Raw genomic sequence first — 13,734 nt, 5'->3', positions numbered from 1 at the left:
GGGCTTTTTTAATTAATCTCCCTTTGTGAGCCTGCTCGCAGCGTTATGTGGTTAGCGGTGATCCCGTCAATAAGATTGCGAGGCTTTACCCGACACGCCACAAACACGGTTGTTCAGTTACCGGTTAACACGCAAGCTGCCGCAATGAAAACGCAAACTTCACATGGCTTTACGCTACCAGAACTGCTGTTTGTTATGGTGATAGCGGGCATTCTCAGCATCGGCGCGTTGCAGGGCTGGCAGCGCTGGCAGCAACGCCAGCAATTACGAGACACCGCGCAGCAGTTGCAGGGTTTTCTGCAGCGCTTACGGGCGCAGGCGAACTGGCATAATCGCGATCTGATTTTATGGTCTCGCACGGAGACCCCCTGGTGTATTGGCAGCGGACCCAGGCCTACCGAAAAGTGTACTGAGGGCAAACGGCTGCACTTTGTCACACCCAACAGCCAGGTAAAATTGTTCGGTATTCGTGGTGAACCCGGCTTTTATGGGCGCCGAAATATGGCGAAGGCAGGCAGCATTGAAATAGGTAATGAAGCGGGGCGGTTACGATTAATCATCTCGGCCCGAGCGCGTATCCGCGTATGTCAGCCAGACGAGAGGGGCTGTGAATGAAAATAGCCGGATTCAGTCTGCTGGAGATGCTTATCGCAATGGCGATAAGCGCCGTGCTGATGATAAGTGCTGGCCGTTTTCTGCCGCTATTGCTGGGCGAGAACCTCAAATTGCAGCAGCGAGTGCAGTTGCGTCAAGAACTAGCACAGTTGATGTCAACGCTGGAGAAGGCGGTACGACGGGCAGGTTATTGCAACGGTGATTGTGGCAGCAACGCGCTTATCCTATCCAGTAACTGTTTACTGGTGCGCTGGGATGAGAACAGCAATGGCAAATGGGAAGCGATTGATCACAGCGAAAGCGATCATTATGGGTATCGTCTGCGGCAAAACCAGCTGGAAATGCAGCGCGGAGTAGATACCTGTAGCGGTAACGGCTGGGAGCGCCTTTCTGATCCTGCATTTCTTACGATAGAAACGTTCAGCGTGGCCCAGGCGGGCTCGCTGATAAAACTGCTGCTGAAAGGGCGTGCCGGACCCTGGAGCGAAACGCTGGAGAGTTGGGTTGAAGGTGAAAATCTGTGAAACAGCATGGCAATAGCGCGCTGGGTATGGTGTTGATGATTTTGCTAATGGGTAGTCTCACACTGCATACCAGCCGGGAAATGTTGGGACAGGGAATGACGCTGATGGCAGATGAACAGCACTTTATACAGCATTTCTGGCGTGCGCAGTCTGCGCTGCAATGGGGGTTGAAACTGAACTGGCCCCCCACGGAAATGCTGTCTTGCCAGCAGGAAAACAAGGCCGGTTGGCGCAGTTGCTTACAGCGGGGTGAAAATGGAAAAGGGCTACTCAAAGGCGAAGCCAGCGGCAGTGGAATGGCACTGTGGCATTGGGTTTCAACCCGGGATAATCGTATTCAGGCGCTGCCCCATGGCTGGATTGATTATTGCCCACAGTCGAAACCTGAATTATGTCCGTAAGGCAGCGGGATTTAGTCTGCCAGAAGCGTTATTCGCTCTGCTGTTAATGGCGTTAAGCAGTAGTGCACTGTTGCAGTATCATCGCGCGTTAGGTCTTGGTTTTAGTCAGCAATGGCAACAGCGTGAAGCCTGGCGCGTCGCCGAGCAGCGCTTAACAGGGCGGGAAGTGACAGGCTGGCAAAGCGTCTTACAGCGTAGCAGTGGGCCTGGCGGCTGTACGCTGGAGCGTGTGGAAGTCAGCGGGCCGCATCAGCGATCCGCTACCTTGTCGCGATTGCGCTGTTAAAGTGGACAATACGCAGGCAAATTGCCCTCTTTATATGGGCATCAGCCATGATACGCGGTAAAGTTACCGGGCCGCTTTTGATACGCTATTCAATCATTACCGCAGCAGAAATACCTTGTTTCACCATCAGGAGTTTTAATGTTTCACGTTTATCACTCTAATCAACTTGAATTATTGAAGACTCTGGCGGCTACAGTAATTAAACGTTCCCCTCTTGCCGATCCCTTTGCTGCTGAAATGGTCCTGGTGCAAAGCCCAGGTATGGCGCAATGGCTGCAAATGGAACTGGCGCAAACGTTCGGCATTGCAGCAAATATTGCGTTCCCGCTGCCCGCCAGCTTTATCTGGGAAATGTTTGTAAGCGTACTGCCGGACATCCCGGTTGAAAGCGCCTTTAGCAAAGCCAGCATGAGCTGGAAACTGATGCACCGTTTGCCGGTTTTACTGGAACAAGATGAATTTATCTCGCTACGCCACTATCTCAATGATGACGCAGACAAACGCAAACTGTTTCAACTGAGTTCGCGTATAGCGGACCTGTACGATCAGTATCTGGTATATCGTGCTGACTGGTTAAATCGCTGGGAGCACGGCGAACTGATCGAAGGTTTAGGTGATGCTCAGCAGTGGCAGGCGGCGCTGTGGCGCGATCTGGTCACCTACACGGAAGCGCTGGGCCAGCCGAAATGGCACCGTGCCAATCTGTATGCACGCTTTATCGAAACGCTGGAAGCCGCAGAAAGCCCTCCGAAAAACCTGCCTGAACGCGTTTTTATTTGTGGTATTTCTGCTTTGCCTCCGGTGTATTTGCAGGCATTACAGGCGCTGAGTCGCCATGTAGAAATCCATCTGCTGTTCACTAATCCTTGCCGCGATTATTGGGGCGATATTCAGGATTATGCTTTTCTGGCGAAGTTGCAGAGTCGCCAGCGTCGCCGACATGATGCAGACGAGGCGCGGGGCTTATTTCGCGATACAGCACAGGCGCCTGCACTTTTTAATGTCTCGGGTGAGCAGCAACTTACAAATCCGCTGCTGGCATCCTGGGGGAAGCTTGGGCGCGATAATCTTTTCCTGCTCAGCCAAATGGAAGCAAACGACGACATTGACGCTTTCGTTGAGGTTGAGGAAGACAATGTGCTGCATTGCATTCAGTACGATCTGCTTAATCTACAGGATAAGGCCATTATCGGTCTGAATGCTGAAGAGCTGGCCTACAGCGGCAACAAACGCAGACTCGATCCTGAAGATCGCTCCATCTCGATTCAGATCTGTCACAGCGCCCAGCGTGAAGTCGAAGTATTACAGGATCATCTGCTGGCGCTAATGGAAGCCGAGCCACACCTTAAAGCCCGCGATATTATCGTGATGGTGGCAGACATTGACAGTTACGCACCGTTTATTCAGGCGGTATTTGCTAACGCACCGCCCGAACGTCATTTGCCGTTTGCCATTTCAGACCGTCGCGCCAGCCAGGCGCATCCGGCAATAGTCGCCTTCCTTCATTTACTGGCGCTGCCGGACAGCCGTTTTGTTTCAGAAGATATCCTGGCGCTGTTGGATGTGCCGGCGCTGGCCACGCATTTTTCTATTGATGAAAGCGGATTACGGCTATTGCGGCGCTGGGTCAGTGAATCAGGCGTACGCTGGGGCCTGGATGATGCCAGCGTCGAGGCGCTTTCACTGCCGATTACTGGCCAGCATACCTGGCGCTTTGGCTTGCAACGTATGCTATTGGGCTATGCGATGGAGAGCCATAACGGTGACTGGGAAGGTATCTTACCTTATGACGAGTCCAGCGGGCTGGTGGGTGAACTGGCCGGGCATTTAGCTGAGTTGCTGGCACGATTGAATCACTGGCGTGAAGCACTGGCGCAGACTCGTTCTTTAGACGCGTGGTTGCCGCTGTGTCGCGAACTTATTAACGCCTTTTTCAGCGCCGATACTGAAGCTGAAGCCGCATTGCTGTTGGTTGAAGAACAGTGGAAACAGTTGATCGCATATGGCATAGATGCGCAATTTGATGAAGCGATCCCGGTGACGCTGCTGCGCGACGCTCTGCGAGGGCGGCTCGATCAGCAACGTATCAGCCAGCGCTTTCTGGCCGGGCCGATTAACTTCTGTACGTTAATGCCGATGCGGTCTATCCCCTTCAAAGTGGTTTGTCTGCTGGGAATGAATGACGGCGTTTATCCGCGTACGCTGGCACCGCTCGGGTTTGACCTGATGCAACAGCATATGCGTAAGGGTGATCGCAGCCGCCGCGATGACGATCGCTATCTGTTTCTGGAAGCATTAATATCGGCGCAGCACCAGCTTTACATCAGCTATATTGGCCGTGCGATTCAGGATAATACGGAACGCTATCCCTCCGTGCTGGTCACAGAACTGCTGGAATACATTGGGCAGAGTTTTTATCTGCCAGGCGATGAACAGTGTGAGTTGGATGAAAGCGCCGGGCGCGTGCGCATGCATCTTGAACAGCTTCATAGTCGCATGCCATTTGCCGTCGAAAATTTCCAGCCAGCTTCACGTACACAAAGTTTCGCCCGTGAATGGTTGCCTGCTGCGTTAGGCAAAGGCCATCCCCAACCCGACTTTGTTCAGCCGCTGGACGTTCCCGAGCTGGAATCGCTGACGCTAGATGCGTTTTTACGCTTCTGGCGTCACCCGGTACGTGCCTGGTTTCACCAGCGCCTGGGAGTGAGTTTTTGGCTGGAAGATAGCGAACTACCAGACACCGAGCCATTTGCGCTTGACAGCCTGGAACGCTATCAAATCAACGCTGAGTTACTCAATGCGTTGATTGAGGGCGATGATACACAGCGGCTTTATGCACGTCATCGTGCGGCAGGTAACCTGCCATATGGCGCGTTTGGCGAACTGTTCTGGCAAGCGCAGCATGAAGAGATGCAGGAAGTCGCGGCTGAGGTTTCTGCTGAGCGTAGCGACGGAGAAAGCTGGGAAATTAATCTGCAACCCGGCAACGTCACCTTAACCGGCTGGCTGTCACAGGTGCAGAGCGATGGCCTGCTGCGCTGGCGTCCTGGCGTGCTCAATATGAATGATGGTTTGCTATTGTGGCTGGAGCATCTGGTGTATTGCGCTTTAGGGGGAACGGGAGCCAGCCGGATGTATGGGCGAAAACATAGCCGCTGGCATTTCCCGTCTATAGATCAGGATGCGGCATTAGAAGCGCTGAAGAAATATGTCGAAGGCTTTCGACAGGGTATGGGGCAGCCGTTAATGTTGCTCAACAAAAGCGGGGGGGCCTGGTTAGAAGCCAGTTACGACAAAAAAACGCAGCAGCTGTTAACCGATGATGTTACCCAACTGAAGGCGCGTAATAAATTGCTGCAGGCATGGCAGGGCGGTTATCAGCAGGAGGGAGAAGGTAGCGATCCCTATTTGCAGCGTCTGTGCCGGGTATTAGATGAAACGCAGTTACAACAAATCACTGAGGCCGCAACGCAATGGTACCTGCCGGTGTTACAGGCCCATCAGGATGATGAATAGCAGGCCAGAGAGCGTATCCGTTTGATGGCTAAACAGTAGAAACAGTAAAAAGCTTGCTGTACTTCAGCTACGTGTGCTTGCACCGTGGCTTCCTGGGTAATAAGGGGTTTACATGCGTACACACGCACGCTGGTTGGCGGCGGTTTTGTTTAGCCTGGTGACGTTTCACGTACTGGCGCAGGTAAAATCGGGCTGGCAGCCAGTCAATGACACCATTCACAAAAGTGAACACGATCCACGTCAGTATCAGGCAATAACGCTCGACAATGGCATGACTGTTCTGCTGGTCTCTGATAGCGGCGCCCCGAAATCACTGGCGGCGTTAACCTTACCTATTGGTTCACTGGACGATCCTGATCAGCAGCTGGGTTTAGCCCACTATCTTGAGCATATGGTATTGATGGGCTCGAAACATTATCCCCAGCCCGATAACCTTGCGGAGTTTCTCAAGAAGCATGGTGGCAGCCACAATGCCAGCACCGCGTCGTATCGCACCGCATTTTATCTGGAGGTTGAAAACGACTCGCTGGAACCTGCCGTAGATCGTCTGGCGGACGCGGTGGCAGCACCGTTGCTTGACCCGGTAAATGCCGATCGCGAACGGCACGCGGTGAATGCGGAGCTGACAATGGCGCGCTCGCGTGATGGTTTACGTATGGCGCAGGTCGGCGCGGAAACGCTGAACCCAGCCCACCCGGGCTCGCGCTTTTCGGGCGGTAATCTGGATACTCTGAAAGATAAACCTGCTAGCAAGCTGCATCAGGCGCTGACAAACTTCTATCAGACTTACTATTCAGCCAACCTGATGAAAGCGGTGATTTACAGTAATAAGCCGCTGAAGGAAATGGCTGCGATTGCGACGAAAACCTTCGGGCGTGTTTCGAATCATAACGCCAGCGTTCCAGCCATTAACGTGCCGGTGGTGACGGAGGCACAGCAGGGTATCATTATTCACTACGTACCCGCGCAACCGCGTAAGCAGCTAAAAGTTGAATTCCGCATTGCTAATAACAGCGATCGCTTTCGCAGCAAAACCGATACGCTAATCAGTTATCTGCTTAGCAACCGCAGCAAAAATACCTTAACCGACTGGCTGCAAAAACAAGGTTTAGCAGACGACGTTAATGCGGGCGCAGACCCCATGACCGATCGTAACAGCGGCGTATTTGCTATTACGGTATCGTTGACTGACAAAGGTCTGGCGCAGCGTGACGACGTGGTTGCGGCCATATTTAGCTACATCAATATGCTGCGTGAGAAGGGCATTGATAAACGCTATTTTGATGAAGTGTCGCATGTATTGGCTCTGGATTTCCGTTATCCCTCGATCAGTCGTGACATGGACTACATCGAGTGGCTAGCCGATACCATGCTGCGTGTGCCTGTTGAGCATACATTAGATGCGCCTTATTTAGCGGATGACTACGATCCCGCTGCGATAAAAGCGCGCCTTGACGGCATGACGCCGGAAAAAGCGCGAATTTGGTACATCAGCCCACAGGAGCCGCACAATAAGCAGGCTTACTTTGTTAATGCGCCTTATCAGGTCGATTCTGTTAAGCAGCAGACTTTTGTCGACTGGCAGCAGCGTGCCAGTAAGATTCAGCTTTCCATGCCGGTTCTTAACCCCTACATACCCGATGATTTCACCTTAATCGCTGAGGACGGGAAAAAATATAACCATCCGGTGAAGCTGGAAAATAATTACGGGATGCGGATCTACTGGATGCCGAGCCAGTACTACGCCAGTGAACCGAAAGCCACCATCACGCTGGCATTGCGAAACAAGCAGGCGATCAGCAATGCGCGCCAGCAGGTTCTGTTTGGTCTGAATGACTATCTCTCCAGCCTGGCGCTGGATGAGCTGAACTCACAGGCTTCTGTGGGCGGCATTAGTTTCTCCACTGGTGAAAATGATGGCCTGATATTTAGCGCCAGCGGCTTTACTCAGCGTCTACCGACCTTATTGAAAAAGCTGGTAGAGAAATATTCAACATTTCAGCCGAACGAACAGCAGCTTGAGCAGGCGAAATCCTGGTATCTGGAACGTCTGGAGACAGCAGAGAAAGGTAAAGCTTTTGAACAGGCGATTCAGCCCATGCAAATGCTGTCGCAACTGCCGTATACCCAGCGCGAAACGCGTCGCAAACTGGTGAGTGCGATGACGCTGAAAGAGGTGGTAACTTACCGTGATAACCTGATTCGCAATGCCACGCCAGAAATGATGGTGCTGGGTAATCTAAGTGCTGACAGCGTGACGCAACTGGGGCGCGATCTGAAGCAGCAGATGCAAAGCGACGGTTCGCGGTACTGGCACAGTAAGTTCGTGACGTTTGACAAGCCGATCAAAGCCAACCTGCAACAAACAGGCAGTAGCACTGACTCAGCGCTGGCAGCGCTCTATATTCCGCTTGGGTACGGCGAATATCAGAGCATGGCAAACAGCTCAATGCTGAGCCAAATTATCCAGCCGTGGTTCTACAACCAGCTGCGTACCGAAGAACAGCTCGGTTATGCGGTATTTGCCTTTCAAATGCCGGTGGGAAGGCAGTGGGGGATCGGCTTCTTACTGCAAAGTAACAGCAAGCAGCCCGCCTATCTATTGCAGCGCTACCAGGCATTTTATCCGCAAGCGGAAAAGCGCTTGCGTGACATGAGCAAGCAAGACTTTTCGCAATATCAGCAGGCAATGATCAATGAGTTGCAACAGCATCCACAAACGCTGGATGAGGAAGCGACACGCTATAGTCGTGATTTTGATCGTCAAAACTATGCCTTCGATACCCGGCAAAAAATTATTGAGCAGATTCAGCAGTTAACCGCTTCTGGCCTGGCGGACTTTTTCCACCAGGCGGTGATGCGTAAAAACGGCATGGTCATGACATCGCAAATTGCCGGTAGCGGAGAAGCCAAAACAGAATTCGCTTATTTACCGGGCTGGAAAACCTGGAATGAAGTGGCGAAACTGCAACAGTCGCTGCCGGTGAAGAGTGAAACACAATGACGCAGCCACGCCCCGAACCATTAAATCCACTGACGTTGCCGCTACGCGGCGAGCGGTTGATAGAGGCGTCAGCGGGAACCGGAAAAACCTTTACTATCGGTTTGCTCTATTTGCGTTTGTTATTAGGACTTGGCGAAGAGAATGCCTATAGCCGACCGCTATCGGTAGAAGAAATTCTCGTCGTGACCTTTACCGAAGCCGCCACCGCCGAACTGCGTGGGCGTATTCGCGATAACATTCACCAGCTGCGGCTGGCCTGCGTGCGTGGCACAAGCAGCAATCCGATGCTGCAAACATTGCTTGAGCAGATCCCTGATCTGGCGCAGTCTGCCTCGCAGCTGCTGGCAGCTGAACGGCAAATGGATGAGGCGGCCATTTTTACCATTCATGGTTTCTGCCAGCGGATGCTTAACCTGAATGCTTTCGAGTCGGGCATGTTATTTGAACAGGAGCTGATCGAGGATGAACAGGCGCTGTTAAAACAGTCGGCTGCCGATTTCTGGCGTCGGCATTGTTATCCTTTGTCACTGGATGTCGCCCGGGTCATTGCGGCAGAGTGGAGCAGCCCCGACCATTTGCTGACCACGCTGCGCCCGTGGTTGCAAGGGGAAACGCCCACGCTTAAACGTCCACCGGCTGCTGAAGAAACCCTGGCATCGCGTCATGCCAGTAATCTTGCCCGCATAGCGGAAATTAAGCAGCAATGGCAGGCGTTGAGTAGCGATATAGAAGGGATTATTGCTAACTCAGGTGTCGATAAACGCAGCTACAGTAGCAAGCATCTGCCTAACTGGATCAGTAAAGTCTCTCAATGGGCGACCAGTGAAACACTGGATTATCAGCCGCCAAAAGAGCTGGAGCGTTTTGGTCAGCAGGTTCTGGTTGAGAAAACTAAAAAAGGCGAGGCACCGAGCCATGCACTGTTTGAAGCGATTGATGTGTTCCTTGCCGAACCGCTGTCGCTTCGCGATGTGATTATTTCTCAGGCACTGACTGAAATACGTGAAGTGGTGCAGCGCGAGAAGCGCCTGCGTGCGCTCCTTGGGTTTGACGATCTGCTGAGCAAGCTGGATGAGGCATTGCAGCAGCCCGGCGGCGCGCTACTGGCCGAAACGATTCGGACGCGTTTTCCGGTAGCGTTGATTGATGAATTCCAGGACACCGATCCGCAGCAATATCGTATCTTCCGCTCGCTGTATATCAATCAACCGGAACAGGCATTGTTGCTGATTGGCGATCCTAAGCAGGCGATTTACGCTTTTCGCGGCGCTGATATTTTTACTTATCTACGCGCACGTAATGAAGTCAGTGCTCACTATACGCTCGACACAAACTGGCGCTCTTCACCGGCAATGGTAGAAAGCGTCAACCGGTTATTTTCCCAGGTTGATGCACCGTTTCTGTTCTCTGCTATCCCTTTTTTAGCGGTAAACCCCGCGCCGCCGAATCAAAATTTAAACCTGATTTTCGACCATCAGCCACAACCCGCGCTGCGCTTTTGGTTACAACCCGGCGAAGGAGTGGGTGTAAGTGATTACCAACAATTTATGGCGCAGCAGTGTGCGTCTGACATCAGCCGTTGGTTATTGGCAGGGCAACAAGGGCATGCGCAGCTTGGCAAAGGCGATGCGCTGCGTAATGTGCAGGCATCTGACATTACGGTGCTGGTGCGCAGCCGCAATGAAGCTAATGTGATTCGCGATGCGCTGAATGCATTGTCGATTCCCTCCGTCTATCTTTCCAGCCGCGATAGCGTTTATACCACTCCGGAAGCACGTGAACTGCTGTGGCTGTTGCAGGCTATTCAGGCTCCTGAGCAGGAGCGCCTGTTGCGTAGCGCACTGGCCACCTCTGTTTTCGCCATTGATGCCGCCACGCTGGACGCGCTAAGCCAGAATGAGCGCGAATGGGATGCGCTGGTTGAGCAGTTTGCCGCATGGCAGCAGCTTTGGCAGCAGCGAGGCATTCTGCCCATGCTACGCGACGTAATGATCAAGCGTCAGTTAGCGGAAAACATGCTGGCCTCAGAAAACGGTGAGCGCAGGCTGACGGATTTAATGCATCTGGGCGAACTGTTGCAGGAAGCGGCGATACAACTTGATAGCCCACATGCGTTGGTGCGCTTTCTTGCTCAGCAGATTGCACAGCCTAACAGTCAGGCCGCGAATCAACAACTTCGTCTGGAGAGCGATCGTCATCTGGTGCAGATCGTCACCATCCATAAATCGAAAGGGCTGCAATATCCGCTGGTCTGGCTACCGTTTGCCGCCGGTTTCCGTGAAGCGGCTAACGCGCTTTATCACGATCGCGAGAGTTTTATCGCGCTGCTGGATGTGCAGGGCGATGAGCAAAGTATGGAACTGGCAGAAGAAGAGCGGCTGGCGGAGGATTTACGTCTGCTTTATGTAGCATTAACGCGCTCGGTTTACCATTGCAGCGTCGGGATTGCGCCGTTAATTAAAGGGACGCGTAAAAAAGAAGGCGAAAGCGATCTGCATAAAAGTGCACTGGGTTATCTGGTACAGCGCGGCAAAGCGGCAGATGCCATACAGCTGAGCCAGCATTTGCATACTTTAAACGGTGCAGGAATTGAACTTGTCACGGGCGAGTTGCAACCGGGTGAAGCCTGGCAAAATGGCTGGGTTTCTGACGAGGCGCTAACTAGCCGCAGCGTGACGCGTGGGCTGGCAGACAGCTGGCGCGTAACCAGTTATTCAGGTTTACAGCAGCACAGTAGCTCGCCATTACTGGAGCTTATGCCGAGCTTTGATATTGATGCCGCAGGCGAAGAGGGCAGCGATGAAGCGCCAGCGCTGACGCCGCATCATTTCCCGCGCGGTGCTGCACCCGGCACGTTTTTGCATGGCTTATTTGAATCCATTGATTTTGCGGAGCCGCCCGACGACATCTGGCTGGAGGATCAGTTACAGCAGAATGGTTATTCTCTCGACTGGTTGCCGGTGATGAAGCAGTGGATCGAGCGCGTCCTGCACACGCCGCTGAATGATGGAAAACTGACGCTGGCAGCAATAAAAATGGAGCAGCGGCTGATCGAACTGGAGTTTTATTTGCCGATCAGTAATCTGCTGACCGCAACAGCACTGGATGCATTGCTGCGTCGCCACGATGCGCTGTCGCAACGGGCACCCGCGCTGGATTTCCGTCAGGTCCAGGGAATGCTGAAAGGCTTTATCGATCTGGTGTTCCGCTGGCAGGGGAAATATTATCTGCTGGATTATAAATCGAACTGGCTGGGTAACAGCCATGCCGATTACACACCACTGGCAATGGAACAGGCCATGATCGATCATCGCTACGACTTACAGTATCAGCTGTATACGCTGGCGCTGCATCGTTATCTCCGGCATCGCCTGCCTGATTATGATTATCAGCGCGATTTTGGTGGCGTGTTTTATCTGTTTCTGCGCGGCATGGATGGCAATTCACCTGACAACGGTATCTTTGCCACCCGCCCTGGTGAAGCCTTTGTTGAAGAAATTGATGCGTTATTTGGCAGTACCGGGGAGATGTCATGACTGAGATGATGTCATTACTCACGCAGGCAGTAGAAAAACGCCTGCTGCGTCCTTTAGATATTCAATTTGCCCGGCTGCTGGCAGACGAGTCGCAACCCGCTTTATTACTGGCTGCGGCCTGTGTCAGCGCGGAAGCGGGCGAAGGGCATGTCTGCCTGCCGCTGGTGAATCTGAGCGAAACCGGTCTGTTTGCCGGACGCCAGCCCGTCCTGGCTCAGGCGATCTGGCAAGCGGCGGGGGCGCCGGGAAGCTGGTCTGAATGCCTGGCGGGCTGGAGCGCAGTGAGTGATGGCAGCCGGGTCACGCCATTAGTGCTCAGCCATCAGCGACTTTACCTGCATCGCTTATGGCAGAGTGAAGGGCAGGTCGCAGCTTTCTTTTCGCTTCAGGATACCAGCGCGGTATTTGACGCGCATACAGCCAGTGAAGTGCTCAATGACTTATTTGGCAACCAGCCGGACGACTGGCAAAAAATTGCGGCAGCGGTGGCGTTAACACGAAAAACTGCCGTGATTTCCGGTGGGCCAGGCACAGGTAAAACCACTACGGTGGCAAAATTACTGGCAGCGATGATTCGTCTGAACGACGGCTCCTTGCGTTTCCAGCTCGCCGCGCCTACTGGCAAAGCGGCGGCACGCTTAACCGAATCCCTTGGCAAAGCCTTACAGGAATTATCTGTCAGCGACAAGGAGCGGGCACGTTTTCCCTCTGAAGCGACGACCTTACACCGCCTGTTAGGCGCGCAACCAGACACGCAACGCTTGCGCTACCACGCCGGAAACCGGCTGCATCTTGATGTGCTGGTGGTTGATGAAGCCTCCATGGTCGACCTGTCTATGATGGCAAAATTGATTGCCGCATTGCCGCTTCATGCGCGCGTTATTTTTCTCGGCGATCGCGATCAGCTGGCTTCCGTCGAAGCGGGGGCGGTGTTGGGTGATATTTGTCGCTGTAGCGAAAACGGCTACAGCCTGGCACGGGCTGAGCAGTTGGCATTACTGACCGGTTGCGCCCTGGAAGGAGTAGACCACCAGCAGGCACCTAGGGTGCGTGACAGCATTTGCCTGCTGAGAAAAAGTTATCGTTTCGACGCGAAATCAGGCATTGGTCAGTTGGCGAGTGCGGTGAATCTGGGCGATATACAGCAGATTGAGAAGGTGTTTGCTGCGGCGTTTGACGATATTCATTATCAAACGTTGGATAGTGGCGAAGCCTACCAGCTGATGCTGAATGAGGTAGTACAAGGCTATCAGCCTTTCCTGCAACTGATTAAGCAAAACGCAGCGCCAGAGGAGATCATTGCGGTGTTTGGTCGTTATCAACTGCTATGCGCATTACGCGATGGGCCTTTCGGCGTACAAGGATTAAACCAGCGCGTAGAGCAGCGATTAATACAGCTACAGCGTATTCGCCGTCCCGTTACAGGCAGTCGCTGGTATCCGGGGCGTCCAGTGATGATTACTCGCAATGACAGCGCGCTCGGGCTGTTTAATGGCGACATCGGCATTACGCTGCGGGACGCAGAAAATCAGCTAAAAGTATTTTTTTCACTGCCGGACGGCTCTGTCAAAGCGGTTCAGCCCAGTCGTTTACCTTCGCATGAAACGGCGTGGGTCATGACCGTGCATAAATCGCAGGGGTCGGAATTTGAACATACGGCATTAGTTATGCCTGCTCAGTTTTTGCCGCTGCTAACCCGCGAACTGGTGTATACCGCTATCACGCGCGCACGTAAGCGGTTAACGCTTTATAGCGATCTCGGGATTTTTCAGCGGGCGGTTGCATTACAAACGCAGCGGCGCAGTGGCCTGGTGGAACGCCTTGCGGGCTTAACGTAGGAAATAAATCGGGC

The 13,734-nt window shown here is 53.2% G+C and carries 8 protein-coding genes; all 8 read left to right on the top strand.

Annotated elements, in window-relative coordinates; all coding sequences use genetic code 11:
- Positions 1–144: 144 nt before the first annotated feature.
- Entirely contained in the window at positions 145–615 is a 471-nt protein-coding gene (locus H2P46_RS16150) for a prepilin peptidase-dependent protein (protein WP_193405942.1), read from the top strand.
- On the top strand, positions 612–1,139 hold the full coding sequence (locus H2P46_RS16145; RefSeq protein WP_193405941.1) for a prepilin peptidase-dependent protein: 528 nt from the start codon (positions 612–614) through the stop codon (positions 1,137–1,139). The genes H2P46_RS16150 and H2P46_RS16145 overlap by 4 nt, the downstream gene beginning before the upstream one ends.
- Positions 1,136–1,540, top strand: coding sequence for a DUF2509 family protein (locus tag H2P46_RS16140; RefSeq protein ID WP_193405940.1), 405 nt, complete (start codon positions 1,136–1,138; stop codon positions 1,538–1,540). Before H2P46_RS16145 ends, H2P46_RS16140 begins: the two co-directional genes overlap by 4 nt.
- Positions 1,491–1,826 (top strand): prepilin-type N-terminal cleavage/methylation domain-containing protein, encoded by a 336-nt coding sequence (locus tag H2P46_RS16135; RefSeq protein ID WP_193405939.1) that lies wholly within the window; start codon positions 1,491–1,493, stop codon positions 1,824–1,826. Before H2P46_RS16140 ends, H2P46_RS16135 begins: the two co-directional genes overlap by 50 nt.
- Positions 1,827–1,964: 138 nt before the next feature.
- A complete protein-coding gene (recC, locus tag H2P46_RS16130) occupies positions 1,965–5,342 on the top strand; it encodes an exodeoxyribonuclease V subunit gamma (protein ID WP_193405938.1) in 3,378 nt (1,125 codons plus the stop codon).
- A 112-nt stretch (positions 5,343–5,454) separates the two neighbouring features.
- Positions 5,455–8,346, top strand: a complete 2,892-nt coding sequence (gene ptrA, locus H2P46_RS16125) for a pitrilysin (protein ID WP_193405937.1) — start codon at positions 5,455–5,457, stop codon at positions 8,344–8,346.
- Entirely contained in the window at positions 8,343–11,882 is a 3,540-nt protein-coding gene (gene recB / locus H2P46_RS16120) for an exodeoxyribonuclease V subunit beta (RefSeq protein ID WP_193405936.1), read from the top strand. The genes ptrA and recB overlap by 4 nt, the downstream gene beginning before the upstream one ends.
- A complete protein-coding gene (gene recD, locus H2P46_RS16115; protein WP_193405935.1) occupies positions 11,879–13,720 on the top strand; it encodes an exodeoxyribonuclease V subunit alpha in 1,842 nt (613 codons plus the stop codon). Before recB ends, recD begins: the two co-directional genes overlap by 4 nt.
- Positions 13,721–13,734 lie beyond the last annotated feature (14 nt).

The organism is Mixta mediterraneensis, assembly GCF_014946725.1.
In the GTDB taxonomy this organism is placed as follows: Bacteria; Pseudomonadota; Gammaproteobacteria; order Enterobacterales; family Enterobacteriaceae; genus Pantoea; species Pantoea mediterraneensis.
This window is presented reverse-complemented; position numbering and strand designations above follow the sequence as displayed.

Coding starts and splice junctions, on each gene's coding strand:
- H2P46_RS16150 (WP_193405942.1), top strand. CDS start 145: ATGAAAACGCAAACTTCACATGGCTTTACGCTACCAGAACTGCTGTTT.
- H2P46_RS16145 (WP_193405941.1), top strand. CDS start 612: ATGAAAATAGCCGGATTCAGTCTGCTGGAGATGCTTATCGCAATGGCG.
- H2P46_RS16135 (WP_193405939.1), top strand. CDS start 1,491: ATGGCTGGATTGATTATTGCCCACAGTCGAAACCTGAATTATGTCCGT.
- recC (WP_193405938.1), top strand. CDS start 1,965: ATGTTTCACGTTTATCACTCTAATCAACTTGAATTATTGAAGACTCTG.
- ptrA (WP_193405937.1), top strand. CDS start 5,455: ATGCGTACACACGCACGCTGGTTGGCGGCGGTTTTGTTTAGCCTGGTG.
- recB (WP_193405936.1), top strand. CDS start 8,343: ATGACGCAGCCACGCCCCGAACCATTAAATCCACTGACGTTGCCGCTA.
- recD (WP_193405935.1), top strand. CDS start 11,879: ATGACTGAGATGATGTCATTACTCACGCAGGCAGTAGAAAAACGCCTG.